Here is a 12,578-nt window from a genome sequence, read left to right as displayed (position 1 = left end):
CCGCCCCGCACGCGCTTGCCGCGACAAAGCGGGGGCGCCCGCCGACCGGCAGGCGCCCCCAGGGGTTGAGGGGTTCTAGAAGGCTTCCTCGGGCAGCTCCATGAGCTCCTGCCCCGTGGACTCCACCACCCGCCGCTCGGCCGCCAGCCGCGGCAGGACGGTCTTGGCGAAGAACGAGGCCGCGGCCACCTTGCCCAGGTAGAACGGGTCCTCGCCCGCGGCCAGCTTGGCCAGGGCCACCTCGGCCTGCCGCAGCAGCAGCCAGCCGATCACCAGGTCGCCCAGCGAGAGCAGGAGCCGGGTGGTGTTCAGCCCGACCTTGTAGACCTCCGCCGGCGACTCCAGCGAGCCCAGCGCCCAGCCCGCCAGGGTGTCGCCCATGGACTTGACGTCCGCGGCGGCCTCCGCGAGGAGCTTGCGCTCCTCCTTGAGCCGGCCGTTGCCCGCCTCGGAGCCGGCGAACTCGCCGATCTCGGCCAGCAGCGACCCGACCGCCGCGCCCTGGTTGCGCAGGATCTTCCGGAAGAACAGGTCCAGGCCCTGGATCGCGGTCGTCCCCTCGTACAGGGAGTCGATCTTGGCGTCCCGGATGTACTGCTCGATCGGGTAGTCCTGCAGGTAGCCCGAGCCACCGAGGGTCTGCAGCGAGCGGGAGAGCAGCTCGTACGACCGCTCGGAGCCGACGCCCTTGACGATGGGCAGCAGCAGGTCGTTCATGTCGGCGGCGTGCCGGTCGTCGGGGTCGACCAGGAGGGTGTCCTGGAACGTGGCCGTGTAGAGCACCAGGGCCCGCATGCCCTCGGCGTACGACTTCTGCAGCATGAGCTCGCGGCGCACGTCCGGGTGGTGGGCGACGGTCACCCGCGGGGCGGCCTTGTCGGCCATCCGGGTCAGGTCCGCGCCCTGGACGCGGGACCTGGCGTACTCCAGCGCGTTCAGGTAGCCGGTGGAGAGCGTGGCGATGGCCTTGGTGCCGACCATCATGCGGGCGTGCTCGATGACCATGAACATCTGCCTGATGCCCTCGTGCACGTCGCCCACCAGCCAGCCCACGGCCGGGTGCTTGTCGCCGAACGTCAGCTCGCACGTCGTGGAGACCTTCAGCCCCATCTTCTTCTCGACGTTGGTGACGTAGACGCCGTTGCGCTCGCCCAGCTCGCCGGTCTCGAGATTCACGTGGAACTTCGGCACCAGGAACATCGACAGCCCCTTGGTGCCCGGGCCGTGGCCCTCGGGGCGGGCCAGCACGAGGTGGAAGATGTTCTCGGTCATGTCGTGCTCGGCACTGGTGATGAACCGCTTGACGCCCTCGATGTGCCAGCTGCCGTCCTCCTGCCGCACCGCCTTGGCCCGGCCGGCGCCCACGTCGGAGCCGGCGTCCGGCTCGGTGAGCACCATCGTGGCGCCCCACCCGCGCTCGATGGCCAGCTCGGCGAAGCGCTTCTGCTCCGGCGTGCCGACCTTCCACAGCGTGTACGCGAAGTTGGGGCCCGCGGCGTACATGTACAGCGCCGGGTTGGCACCCAGCACCAGCTCGGCCGTGGCCCAGGCCAGGCTCCTCGGGATGCCGGGGCCGCCCAGCTCGGCGGGCAGGTCGAGGTTGGCCCAGCCGCCGTCGACCAGCGCCTTGTAGGACTTCTTGAAGCCCTCGGGCACCTTCACGGAGTTGGTCGCCGCGTCGAACACGGGCGGGTTCCTGTCGCCCTCCTCGAAGGAGTCGGCCAGGACGCCGGTGGCCAGCCGGTTGACCTCGTCAATGAGGCCCCGGGCGACCTCCTCGTCCACGTCCGCAAAGGGCCCTGTGCCGAGGATCTCGCGTCGCCCGAACACCTCAAAGAGGTTGAATTCCAGGTCTCGCACGTTGCTCTTGTAGTGGCCCATGGGGTCGATCTCCTTGAACCGAGGGGTATACGTACTGGCGAGTAACCTTACTCTGCAATGCTACCCGCGGGTAACCCGAGGTATGCGTGGCATGCTCATCTCCATGGACGCCGAAGAACTCGCCGCCAGATGGCGAGAGCGACTGGATTCCTGGGCCATCCCCGACGAGATCATGGCCCAGGCTCCGGTCGACCCGTGGAGTCACTCGCCCGAGCGGTTCGGCACCCGAACCGACAGGGCGCTGGCCGAGCCCGACGACGGCCCGACCATGACCCGGCTCTCGGAGGCGCTGCCCGACAAGGGCACGCTGCTCGACGTGGGCTCGGGCCCGGGGGCGTCGTCCCTGCCGCTGCACGGGCGCATCGGCCACCTATACGCGGTGGATCCCTCGGCGTCGATGCTGGAGGGGCTGACGGCCAGGGCGGACAAGCTCGGCGTGCCGGTCACGGCGATCGAGGGCCGCTGGCCGGACGTGGCCGGCGAGGTGCCGGTGGTGGACGCCACCGTGGCCGCGCACGTGGTCTACAACGTCCCGGACCTGGCCGGCTTCCTGAGGGCGCTCGACGAACGCACGCAGGGGCGGGTGGTGCTCGAACTGACGGGCCGCCATCCCATGAGCTGGATGACGCCGCTGTGGCAGCACTTCCACGGGGTGAACCGGCCGGTGCGGCCCATCGCCGAGGACTGCGTGGCGCTGGCGGCGGCACTCGGCTACGCCGTGCAGGTGGAGGAACGGGAAGCTCCCCTGGAACGATTCACCTCGCTGGAGGATCTGGCGGCCAGCGCGTGCCGCAGGGTGTGCCTCGATCCGTCCAGGGCGGAGGAAGTGGCGGCCACGGTGCTGGAGCTGGGCATGTGGCCGTTGCCCCGCGACCGGTGGGTCACTATTTGGTGGGAATGATCCCGCTGCGGGCCGCGTTCTCGCAAGTGAGCTGACAGCTCCCGGACGAGACGCGCCGTACCCGGAACGCCAAGACGACGCGCGCACCGCAGTCTCGTCTCAAGGGAGTTCCGATCATGGCGTGGATCGTCCTCGTGCTGGCCGGCGTCCTGGAAGTCGCCATGGCCCTTTCGCTCAAGCTCAGCAACGGCTTCGGCAATCTGTGGTGGAGCCTGTCGTTCCTGGTCACGGCCGTGCTGAGCTTCGGCCTGCTCTCGTACGCGCTCAAGAGCCTCGAAGTCGGCACCGCGTACGCCATCTGGACCGGCGTCGGCGCGGCGGGCACCGCGGTGCTGGGCATGATCGCCATGGGGGACGAGGTCTCGCTGCCGCGCCTCGTCTCGATCGCGCTGATCCTGGCGGGGGTCATCGGCCTGCGGGTGCTCGCTTGACGTTTCGGCCTGTCATGGGTTGGGTGGCTGCGTGATCGAAATCCATGCCGTCACCATCGACGCCGCCGACCCGTACGAGATCGCCACCTGGTGGAGCAAGGCCACCGGGCTGCCGCTCGGCGAGGGCGACCAGCCGGGCGACGACGAGATCATGCTGCGCACCGAGCAGGACCCGTTCCTGCTGTTCATCCGCGTGCCCGAGGGCAAGACCGTGAAGAACCGGGTCCACCTCGACGTCAACGGCACCGAGGGCAGGACCCGCGACGAGGAGGTCGAGCGGCTGATCGGGCTGGGCGCGACCGTCCACGACGACCGGCGGCAGCCCGACGGCAGCGGCTGGGTGACGATGCTCGACCCGGAGGGCAACGAGTTCTGCGTGTGCCGGAGCCAGGCGGAGCGGGAGGCGCAGGGCTGACCTCACCGGTCGGTTCTGGCGCGGCCCTGCATGGTGAGCGTCAGGATGCCGGCGATCAGGTAGACCAGCGCGCCGTGCCACAGGGCCTGCACGCCCGAGCCGAACACCCCTTCGCCGTCGAGCACGAGCTGCACCGGATAGTCCAGCACGGCCGTGATGGCCGCGGGCAGCAGCGAGAACTTCCACGGGTGCTTCAGCGACCAGAGGCGGGCCTGGCGGGTCACCCGGTCGCCCTCGTGCGGCTTGGAGACCGCGCCGATCGCGGCGATCAGGGCGAACAGGCTGATGCCCAGGCCCAGCGCCCACGGCAGGTCGCCGCCGCCGGTGAGCACGCCCAGGCCGAAGCTGGTCGCGGCCACGGCGCCGCCGCCGACGGCAGCGGCCTTCCAGGGGGCGCCGCGGAGCGCGGCACCCGACAGCGAGACTTCATCTCGTCGGCTGATTTCGTTCATGTCATTCATGCTGCCTTTTCGGCCCCCTTGGGGGCATCGGGGACGGACCCTGAGCCATCCCTGACATCATTCGGACATGCAGCAAAGTGAGAAAGTGCTCTTCCGCGAGGCCCGCAAGGAGGACGTGCCGGCGATCGTGGCGATGCTGGCCGACGACCATCTCGGCGCCACGCGCGAGGGCGACCCCGGCGACGAGCGCTATCTGGCGGCGTTCGAGCGGGTCGACGCCAACCCGTACGACGAGTTGATCGTGGCCGAGCAGGATGGCGAGGTGGTGGGCACGATGCAGCTCACGTACCTGGCCGGGCTGTCGCGGCTGGGTGCCGAGCGGTGCCAGATCGAGGCCGTCAGGGTCGCCGACGGCGCCCGCGGACAGGGCCTCGGCGGCCGGATGATCAAGCGGGCCGTCGACCGGGCCCGGGAGCGCGGCTGCGCCATCGTGCAGCTCACGTCCGACAAGTCACGTACGGACGCGCACCGCTTCTACGACAACCTCGGCTTCACGGCCTCCCACGTGGGCTACAAGCTCTCGCTGAGCTGAGCCGGCATCCAGCGGCACCGGTCGTGGTGTTCACGGACCGGCACAAGGGCTGATCTCGACCAGGTTGTCGTGGAAGCCCGGCCCCCTGCCCATGTCCCCGTCCCGCTCGGCCACGACCGCGTTCGGGTTGGCGCCGCCGGGGGTCAGCTTCGGCCAGCGTCCCTTCGGCGAGGCCACCACCCCGGCCGCCACGCGGTCGCTGATCTCCACGTCCGCCAGGAACTCGCCGCCGTCGTTGTGCACGCGTACCCGCTGCCCGTCCGCCAGCCCCCGGGAGGCCGCGTCGGCCGGGTTGACCAGCACCACCGGGTCCTTGGCCCGGCGGCGCAGCTCCGGGTTGTTGCCGAAGGTCGTGTTGAGGAACGTGTGCGAGGCGGGCGTGACCAGCGCCAGCGGGTACGGCGAGGCGCCCCTCGCGCGGACCGTGTGGGACGGCGTGTACGCCTTGCCCGCCGACGGGAAGCGCAGTCTGCCGGACGGCGTCGGGAAGCCCTCGGCGAACGGCGTGAAGGGCTGTGGATAGTTCATCCGCACCCAGCCCTCCTTGCGCAGCCGGTCGAGCGTGATGCCCTCCAGCGACGGGTGCCCGCTCGACAGCAGCTGCTCGGCCAGCTCCAGGTCCGAGTCGAACAGCGACGGCTCGGTCATCCCCATGTGCGCCGCCAGCCGCCGGAACGTCTCCGTCGTGGACAGGCACTCGCCGGGCGGGGTCGCGGCGGGCTCGTTCCAGAGCAGGTAAAGATGCCCGTATCCGGCGTGCAGGTCATGGTGCTCGGTCTGCATGGTCGCGGGGAGCACGATGTCGGCGTAGTCCACGGTGTCGGTCGGGAACTGCTCCATGACCACCGTGAACAGGTCCTCGCGGGCGAGCTGCCGCCTGATCGCGTTCGAGTCGGGGCTCGAACCGGCCGGGTTGGCCGCGTACACCCACAGGCATTTCACGTCGTCAAGCTGGGACCCCAGCTTGGTCATGACGAGGGTGCGGACGGGCTTGACCAGCAGGTCGTTGCGCATGTCGATGTCGAGGTGCACGTGGCCGGAGGTGGAGTACGCGATGCCGCCGCCGGGGTGGCGCCAGTCGCCGGTGACGCCGGGGATCGAGGCGATCGTGCGCAGCGCGGTGCCGCCGCCCTGGTTCCGCTGGATGCCCTGCGTGGCGCGGATGGCGGTCGGGCGGGTGTGGGCGAGCCGCATCCCCAGGCTGTGGATGGCGGCGGTGGGGATGCCGGTGATTTCGGCCACAGTCTCGACCGGATATTTCAGGATTTCCTGGCGGAAGTCCTCCCAGCCCTCGGTGTGCTCGGCCAGGAACTCCTCATCCTGCGCGTTCTCCGCCAGCACGACGTTGAGCAGCCCGAGCGCGAGCGCCGCGTCCGTGCCCGGCCTGATCGCCAGGTACTCGTCGGCCTGGTCGGCCGTCCTGGTGCGGATCGGGTCGATGGCGACGACGTGCGCGCCGTCCGCCCGCGCGTCCTGGATGAACTTCCACAGGTGGTGGCCGCTGGTCAGCGTGTTCGTGCCCCAGAGCAGGATCAGCTTCGCCAGCGCGATGTTCTCGGGGTCCATGCCGCCCGGGGTGCCGTTCGTCCGCATCAGGCCGCTGCTGCCGGCCGCCGAGCAGATGTTGAGCCAGTGCTTGGAGGCGCCCAGCACGTTCCAGAACCGCCGCCCGGCCACGCCCTCGCAGCCCTGCAGGTAGCCGAGCGTGCCGGTGCCCAGGTACGGCCAGATGGCCTCTCCGCCGTGCTCCTCGACGATGCCGCGCAGCCGCTCCGAGATCTCGTCGAGCGCCTCGTCCCAGGTGATGCGCTCGAACCGGCCGGAGCCCTTGGGGCCGATGCGGCGCATGGGGTGGAGGATGCGGTCGTCCGCCCGGGTCTGCTCAAGGTAACGGTTGACCTTCACGCACAGCGCGCCCCTGGTGTACGGGTGGTCGGGGTTGCCGCGGAGCTTGACGGTCTCGCCGTTCTCGACGGTGACCACCCAGGAGCAGCCATCCGGGCAGTCCAGCGGACAGGCCCCCAAAACCCTCAATTCACCCGACATGGGACACAGACTACGTCCCGTACCTGGAATGACGGGAGACGCGGAAATGCGTGTAGCCTGCCCGGTGCGACGTCCTCGGGGGACGATTGAGGACACTGGAAACCTGGAGATCGCACGGTCCGCCCGGGAAGGTGCAGAATCGCTGTCGGTGGCCGAAATCAGGGAACGAGATGACACGGAGGACCTCGAGGGGGATCCAGCCGTGGATAAGTCACGCGCGGAAAACGACGTCTACGTCGTAGAGCCGCTGCTGCCCCAGCGCCTTCGCCGCCCCTCCGACCTGCTGCGATTCTTCGCCACTCTCATCGTGCTCGGCGCGGTCGTCCTGCTCGCGCTGGTCGCCAAGCAGACGCTCATCGGCCTGGAGGCCGACGTCAAGGAGGGCGCGCAGCTCGTACCGCTGCTCAGCAGGATCGCCGCGTTCCTCGGCGGCGCGGCCGTGCTCATCGTGCCCGCGGCGTTCGCGGTCGAACGGGTCTTCCACCGCGACGGGCTACGCGTCGCCGAAGGGCTGATCGCCGCGATCATCGGCCTGGCCGGGTCGTTCCTGCTCGGGCAGTGGCTGGTCGCGGGCAACGCCGACGACCTGCGCGTGCTGCTGACCGGCGACCGGACGATCGAGCCGGTGAACACGCTGCTCACCTCGGTCGTCGCGTACGCCACCGCCGTCCGCATCTCGCGCCGGCCCACCTGGCGCATGCTGATGTGGACCACGATCGCCCTCTACGTCCTCGCGTTCTTCTCCGGCAGGCAGATCACGCTGCCCAGCGCCATCGTCACCGTGCTGGTCGGCATGGCCATCGGCTACGCCACCCTCTACGGCGTCGGCAGCCCCAACACCAGGCCGCCGGGCAGCGCCGTGGTGGCCGCGCTGCGCAAGCTGTCGTTCGCGGTGGTCTCGGCCCGCCGCATCGAGGACGACCTCCAGGGCAGCCGCCGCTACGCCGTCGGGCTCAAGGACGGCACCAGCCTCGACGTCACCGTGCTCGACCGCGACCGGCAGGTGGCCGGGCTGCCGTACCGGCTGTGGCGGCGCATCAGGCTCAACTCCGAGACCCGGCGCCGGGCCATCAGATCGCTGCGGGCGGAGCTGGAGCGCGAGGCCCTCATGGCGTACGCGGCCCAGGCGGCCGGCGCCAGCACCCCACGCCTGCTCGGCACCAGCGAGATCGGCACCGAGGCCGCGATGCTCGCGTACGAGCACATCGAGACGCGCCCGCTCGACGACGTGCCCGACGAGCAGATCGACGACGAACTGCTCGCCCAGATCTGGGAGCAGGTGGAGCTGCTGCAGATCCAGCGCCTGGCGCACCGGCGGCTCACCGGCGACGGCATCCACCTCGACCGGGCGGGCCGCGTCGTGCTGACCGACGCCCGCAGCGGCGAGATCGCCGCCGGAGACCTGCTGCTCAGGCTCGACATCGCCCAGCTCCTGACCTACCTGGCCCTGCGCGTCGGCCCCGAGCGCTCCGTGCGGGCGGCGGCGGCCGTCATGGGGCCCGACACGCTGGCGGCCGCCATGCCGCTGCTCCAGCGCATCGCGCTGACCAGGGAGACCCGCTCGGCCCTGGCCAAGAACAAGAACCTGCTGGCCGGCATCCGCGAGCACATCGTCGCGCTCAAGCCGCAGGCCAAGGTCGAGGAAGTACGCCTCGAACGCTTCAAACCGCGCACCCTGATCACGATCATCGCCAGCACGCTGGCCGCGTACATCGTGCTCTCCCAGCTCAGCCGGGTCGACATCTACCGGGTGGTCACCACAGCCAACTGGGCCTGGTCCGGGGTGGCGCTGCTCGCGTCGTTCGTCAGCTTCGTGGCCGCGGCCCTGATGCTGCGGGGGTTCGTGCCCGAGCCGCTGCCGCTCTGGCGGACCGTGCTCGTGCAGTTCGCCTCGTCGTTCGTCAAGCTCGTCGCGCCCGCCGCCGTGGGCGGGGTCGCGATCAACACCCGCTACCTGCAGAAGCGCGGCATCCCGCCGGCGAGCGCGGTGGCCAGCGTGGGGGCCTCGCAGCTCATCATGCTGGTCTTCCACATCGCGCTGCTGCTGCTGTTCGCCTACATCACCGGCTCCACCACGACCACCTCGTTCACCCCGTCACGCGGCCTCGTCGTGGTGCTGCTCGCGGTCGCGGTGCTGGTCGTGGTGGTGCTCGGCGTGCCGCCGCTGCGCAGGCTGGTGACCTCCAGGCTGCGCAAGCTGTTCTCGAACGTGCTGCCCAGGCTGCTCGACGTGCTGCAGTCGCCGCGCAAGATGGTGGAGGCGTGCACGGGCACGCTCATGATCACCCTCGCGTTCGTGCTGTGCCTGGACGCCAGCGTCGCCGCGTTCGGCGGCACGCTCAGCTTCACCGCCGTCGCGGTCGTCTACCTCACGGCCAACGCCATCGGCTCGGCCGCGCCCACACCGGGCGGTCTGGGCGCGGTCGAACTCGCGCTCGCGGGCGGCCTGACCGTGGCCGGCGTGCCCGCCGAGCTGGCCACCTCCGCCGTGCTGCTGCACCGGCTGCTCACGTTCTGGCTGCCGGTGCTGCCCGGCTGGGCCGCCTTCACCTACCTTCAGCGGCACGAATCCCTGTGATCAGCGGGCCGTGTAGCGCGCGGTGATCTTGTCGATGGCCCCCAGCTCGTCTTCGGTGAAGTCGGGGCCGTCCACGCACGCCACGTTGTCCTCAAGCTGCCGCACGCTGCTCGCCCCGATCAGCACGCTCGTCACCCGCGGGTCCCTGAGCGTCCACGACAGCGCCATCTGGGCCAGCGTCTGCCCGCGGCCCCTGGCGAGCTCGTTGAGGTCGCGGGCCAGGTCGACGTCGATCCTGTCGGCGCTGAGGAACCTGCTCGTCGCCGCCCGCGAGTCCGACGGCACGCCGTCGAGGTAGCGGTCGGTCAGCAGGCCCTGCGCCAGCGGCGAGAACACGATGCAGCCCATGCCCGCCTCCTCCACCGCGTCGAGCAGCCCGTTCTCGATCCACCGGTTGATCATCGAGTAGGACGGCTGGTGGATGAGCAGCGGAGTGCCCAGTTCGAGCATGATCCGCGCGGCCTGCGCGGTCTGCTCGGCCGAGTAGTTGGAGATGCCCGCGTAGAGCGCCTTGCCCGAGCGCACGGCCCGGTCGAGCGCCCCCATGGTCTCCTCCAGCGGCGTCTCCGGGTCGGGACGGTGGCTGTAGAAGATGTCCACGTACTCCAGGCCCATACGCCGGAGCGACTGGTCGAGGCTGGCCAGGACGTACTTGCGCGAGCCCCACTCACCGTACGGGCCCGGCCACATGTCGTAGCCGGCCTTGGTGGAGATGATCAGCTCATCCCGGTACGGGAGGAAATCCTCGCGCAGGATGCGGCCGAAGTTCTTCTCCGCCGAGCCGTACGGGACGCCGTAGTTGTTGGCCAGGTCGAAGTGCGACACCCCGAGGTCGAACGCGCGCCGCAGGATCGCCCGGGAGTTCTCGATCGGCCGGTTGTCGCCGAAGTTGTGCCACAGGCCCAGGGAGACCGCGGGCAGCTTCAGCCCGCTGCGGCCGCTGCGGTTGTACGGCTGCCGCTCGTAGCGGCCGTCGTCGGCCTGATAGGTCATGAGGTGCCCCTCTCGATGATCCAGGAGAGCGCGAAGGCCTCTTCGCGCCAGGCGTCGTAGCGCCCGCTGCGGCCGCCGTGTCCGGCGCCCATCTCCGTCTTGAGCAGGAACGGCCCGCCGCTCGCCGTCGCCCGCAGCCTGGCGATCCACTTCGCGGGCTCGTGGTAGAGGACGCGGGTGTCGTTCAGGCTGGTGATGGCCAGGATCGGCGGGTACGGCCGTCCGTCCACGTTCTCGTACGGCGTGTAGCCCTTCATGTAGGCGTAGACGTCCGGGTTGTGCAGCGGGTCGCCCCACTCGTCCCATTCGATCACAGTGAGCGGGAGCGACGGATCCAGGATGGTGTTCAGCGCGTCCACGAACGGCACCTCGGCCACCACGCCCGCGAACTCCTCCGGCGCCAGGTTCGCGACCGCGCCCATCAGCAGGCCGCCGGCCGAGCCGCCCCTGGCGATGATCCGCTCGCTCCAGCCGGTCGCCTTCAGGTGCCTGGCCACGGCCACGAAGTCGGTGAACGTGTTGCGCTTCCTGGTGAGCTTGCCGTCCTCGTACCAGCGGCGGCCCATCTCACCGCCGCCCCTGACGTGCGCGACGGCGAAGACGAACCCGCGGTCCAGCAGCGAGAGCCTCGGGACCGAGAAGCCGGGGTCGATGGAGGTCTCGTAGCTGCCGTACCCGTACAGCACGGTCGGCGCGGGCTTGGCGGAGTCCTTGCGCTTCACGATGGACACCGGGATCCGCGTGCCGTCCTCGGCCGTGGCCCACTCGCGGAACTGCTCGTAGTCGGCCGGGTCGTAGCCGCCCAGCACCGGGCGCCGCTTGAGCAGGATCAGCTCGTGCGTGTCGAGTTCGTAGTCGTACACGCTGGGCGGGGTGACCATGCTCGTGTAGGCCAGCCGGAGCCGCGTCGTGGTGAACTCGGGGTTGCCCGCGGGGCCGACGTCGTAGAGCGGCTCGGGGAAGTCGATCTCGTACGCGTTCCGCTCGGCGGCCTCGATCCGCTCGCGTCCGTCCTGGACGTCGTCCGGGTACGGCAGCACGCGCAGCCCGGTCAGCCCGTCGCGGCGGAAGTGCACCACGGCGTGGTCGGAGAACGCGTCGATCTCCAGGAGCCTGGTGTCCTCCCGGTGGGCGACCAGCGGGGTCCAGGTGCCGGGGGCGTCGAGCGGGGCGGTGGCCAGCTCGAAGTTCTCGGCGTTCTCGTTGTGGAGCACGTAGAAGAAGTCGCCCGCGTGCTCGACGCCGTACTCGACGCCGGTCTTCCTGGGGCGCACGACCGCGAACTCACCGGTGGGATCGGTGGCGTCGAGAATGCGCACCTCACTGGTGATCTTGCTGCCCGCGCCGAGCACGAGGTACTTCTCGCTGCGCGTCAGGCCGATGCCGACCCAGTAACGCTCGTCGCCCTCCTCGTAGACCAGCACGTCCTCTTCGGTGCCGAGAGTGTGCCGATAGACCTGGTACGGGCGCCAGGCGTCGTCGACGCGCGTGTAGAAGAACGTCGAGCCGTCGGCCGACCAGGCGCCGCCGTAGAAGATGTCGGTGATCTCGTCGGGGAGCAACTCGCCTGTCGCGAGGTTCTTGAACCGCAGCGTGAATCGCTCGTCGCCCTTGAAGTCGGTCGAATAGGCCAGCATCGTGCCGTCGGGCGAGACGGAGCTGGTGCCGATCGAGAAGAACGGGCTGTCGCCGGCGAGCTCGTTTCCGTCGAGAATCACCTCCTCGCGTTCGAGAGTGCCGCCCGGGGTGATCTCCGGGGGCGCGTCGCTGTCGGCCGGGACCCGGCAGGAGACCGCGTACTGCTTGCCTTCGGAGGTACGCGAGAAGTACCACCAGGAGCCCTTACGGCTGGCCACCGAGAGGTCGGTTTCCTGCGTGCGGCCCTTGATCTCCTGGAACACCTGCTCCTGGAGGTCGGAGAGGTGAGCGGTCTGCTGTTTGAGAAACTCGTTCTCCGCCTCCAGATAGGCGGTGGTATCGGGATCTTCCTTGTTGCCCAGCCAGGCGTACTCGTCGATGACGGTGTCACCGTGGTGGGTGCGCTCAGTCGGAACCTTCTTCGCCACTGGCGGCGTGTTACTGCTCACGTGGGGAGTCTATGTTCGGTCGTGATCGATCTGTGTCCGTCGAACGTGGCGAAGCGGCCCGAGGGGTCGGGAGCGCTGCTAATCTTGAAGAGCCGACGAAGTGCGGCACACTCCTTCTTCTCTCCTCCGTCACGGCGGACGTGCGCGTCCACTCGTGAGGGCTGGTAAGTTAGAGGGGTTGTCCCGGAAACGGGGCGGGTCTTAATTTCCGCAAGTCGAGCAAGTCCGGTCAATTTGACAGGAACTTGAACGG

At 69.7% G+C, this 12,578-nt stretch carries 10 protein-coding genes and 1 riboswitch; of the genes, 5 read left to right on the top strand and 5 right to left on the bottom strand.

What is annotated here, in order from left to right:
• Positions 1-75: 75 nt before the first annotated feature.
• Positions 76-1,881 carry an acyl-CoA dehydrogenase gene (locus tag ACIBQ1_RS55635; protein ID WP_397291063.1) on the bottom strand — a complete coding sequence of 602 codons (1,806 nt, stop codon included), beginning with the start codon at positions 1,879-1,881 and terminating at the stop codon, positions 76-78.
• A gap of 103 nt (positions 1,882-1,984) precedes the next feature.
• Between ACIBQ1_RS55635 and ACIBQ1_RS55630 the strand changes: the two genes are divergently transcribed.
• From ACIBQ1_RS55630 to ACIBQ1_RS55620, 3 genes are all read left to right on the top strand, one after another.
• Positions 1,985-2,782: a class I SAM-dependent methyltransferase gene (locus tag ACIBQ1_RS55630; protein ID WP_397291061.1), complete on the top strand. Its 798-nt coding sequence runs from the start codon at positions 1,985-1,987 to the stop codon at positions 2,780-2,782.
• A 25-nt stretch (positions 2,783-2,807) separates the two neighbouring features.
• A riboswitch (guanidine-III (ykkC-III) riboswitch) is annotated at positions 2,808-2,866 on the top strand.
• Positions 2,867-2,898: 32 nt separating this feature from the next.
• Entirely contained in the window at positions 2,899-3,213 is a 315-nt protein-coding gene (locus tag ACIBQ1_RS55625) for a DMT family transporter (protein WP_397291060.1), read from the top strand.
• 31 nt (positions 3,214-3,244) lie between these two features.
• Entirely contained in the window at positions 3,245-3,628 is a 384-nt protein-coding gene (locus tag ACIBQ1_RS55620; protein ID WP_397291058.1) for a VOC family protein, read from the top strand.
• Between the two features lie 2 nt (positions 3,629-3,630).
• Here the strand turns inward: ACIBQ1_RS55620 and ACIBQ1_RS55615 are convergent, their stop codons facing one another.
• Positions 3,631-4,080 carry a hypothetical protein gene (locus ACIBQ1_RS55615; protein ID WP_397291056.1) on the bottom strand — a complete coding sequence of 150 codons (450 nt, stop codon included), beginning with the start codon at positions 4,078-4,080 and terminating at the stop codon, positions 3,631-3,633.
• 76 nt (positions 4,081-4,156) lie between these two features.
• On the opposite strand from ACIBQ1_RS55615, the gene ACIBQ1_RS55610 reads away from it, so the two are divergent.
• Positions 4,157-4,621: a GNAT family N-acetyltransferase gene (locus ACIBQ1_RS55610; protein ID WP_397291054.1), complete on the top strand. Its 465-nt coding sequence runs from the start codon at positions 4,157-4,159 to the stop codon at positions 4,619-4,621.
• 30 nt (positions 4,622-4,651) lie between these two features.
• Here the strand turns inward: ACIBQ1_RS55610 and ACIBQ1_RS55605 are convergent, their stop codons facing one another.
• Positions 4,652-6,667 carry a molybdopterin-dependent oxidoreductase gene (locus ACIBQ1_RS55605; protein WP_397291053.1) on the bottom strand — a complete coding sequence of 672 codons (2,016 nt, stop codon included), beginning with the start codon at positions 6,665-6,667 and terminating at the stop codon, positions 4,652-4,654.
• Positions 6,668-6,869: 202 nt separating this feature from the next.
• Between ACIBQ1_RS55605 and ACIBQ1_RS55600 the strand changes: the two genes are divergently transcribed.
• On the top strand, positions 6,870-9,245 hold the full coding sequence (locus ACIBQ1_RS55600) for a YbhN family protein (protein WP_397291051.1): 2,376 nt from the start codon (positions 6,870-6,872) through the stop codon (positions 9,243-9,245).
• On the opposite strand, the gene mgrA is transcribed toward ACIBQ1_RS55600, so the two are convergent.
• The gene (gene mgrA / locus ACIBQ1_RS55595) at positions 9,246-10,238 is read right to left on the bottom strand and encodes an L-glyceraldehyde 3-phosphate reductase (protein WP_397291049.1); all 993 of its coding nucleotides are present in this window, start codon (positions 10,236-10,238) and stop codon (positions 9,246-9,248) included. It lies immediately after the preceding gene.
• Positions 10,235-12,325 carry a S9 family peptidase gene (locus ACIBQ1_RS55590; protein ID WP_397291048.1) on the bottom strand — a complete coding sequence of 697 codons (2,091 nt, stop codon included), beginning with the start codon at positions 12,323-12,325 and terminating at the stop codon, positions 10,235-10,237. Before ACIBQ1_RS55590 ends, mgrA begins: the two co-directional genes overlap by 4 nt.
• Positions 12,326-12,578 lie beyond the last annotated feature (253 nt).

Origin of the sequence: Nonomuraea sp. NPDC050153, from assembly GCF_044460125.1 — a bacterium.
Taxonomy (GTDB): domain Bacteria; phylum Actinomycetota; class Actinomycetes; order Streptosporangiales; family Streptosporangiaceae; genus Nonomuraea.
Note: the sequence above shows the minus strand (reverse complement) of the source record. Positions and strands in the feature narration are given on the sequence as shown.

Excerpts from the sequence above, each read along its gene's own strand:
- ACIBQ1_RS55635 (WP_397291063.1), bottom strand. The coding sequence starts at position 1,881 with ATGGGCCACTACAAGAGCAACGTGCGAGACCTGGAATTCAACCTCTTT.
- ACIBQ1_RS55630 (WP_397291061.1), top strand. The coding sequence starts at position 1,985 with ATGGACGCCGAAGAACTCGCCGCCAGATGGCGAGAGCGACTGGATTCC.
- ACIBQ1_RS55625 (WP_397291060.1), top strand. The coding sequence starts at position 2,899 with ATGGCGTGGATCGTCCTCGTGCTGGCCGGCGTCCTGGAAGTCGCCATG.
- ACIBQ1_RS55615 (WP_397291056.1), bottom strand. The coding sequence starts at position 4,080 with ATGAACGAAATCAGCCGACGAGATGAAGTCTCGCTGTCGGGTGCCGCG.
- ACIBQ1_RS55610 (WP_397291054.1), top strand. The coding sequence starts at position 4,157 with ATGCAGCAAAGTGAGAAAGTGCTCTTCCGCGAGGCCCGCAAGGAGGAC.
- ACIBQ1_RS55605 (WP_397291053.1), bottom strand. The coding sequence starts at position 6,667 with ATGTCGGGTGAATTGAGGGTTTTGGGGGCCTGTCCGCTGGACTGCCCG.
- mgrA (WP_397291049.1), bottom strand. The coding sequence starts at position 10,238 with ATGACCTATCAGGCCGACGACGGCCGCTACGAGCGGCAGCCGTACAAC.